The following is a 401-nucleotide window of genomic DNA, read 5'->3' on the forward strand; positions in this document are numbered from 1 at the left end:
CCGCGACGACGGGCAGCTCCACCGCCAACTTCGCCGCCGGCCAGACCGTCGCCAACCTCCTCGTCGGCCGCCTCACCACCTCCGGCACGCTGACGATCGTCAACCACTCCGCCGGCACCGTGCAGGTCATCGCCGACGTCACCGGCTACCTCACCACCAGCGGCACGAGCCAGCGGTGGACGAGCACGACGCCCACTCGCCTGCTCGACACCCGCGTCGGCACGACATCCAACCCCGTCCGCACCGCGATCGCCGCCGGCGCCTCGCTCACCATCAAGGTCGCCGGCGTCACCGGGTCACCCGTGCCCGCCGGAGCGACCGCCGCCGCGATCAACCTCACCGCCACCTCACCCCGGGCGGCCGGCTTCCTCAGCGCCGACTCCACCGCGACGACGGGCAGC

1 protein-coding gene is annotated in these 401 nt (G+C 73.8%); it reads left to right on the forward strand.

The features are described 5' to 3' along the window. On the forward strand, window positions 1-401 hold a 401-nt coding region (locus tag AB4Y83_RS22710; protein ID WP_442298283.1), incomplete at both ends, for a hypothetical protein.

Source organism: Terrabacter sp. RAF57, from assembly GCF_052113925.1.
GTDB lineage: Bacteria > Actinomycetota > Actinomycetes > Actinomycetales > Dermatophilaceae > Terrabacter.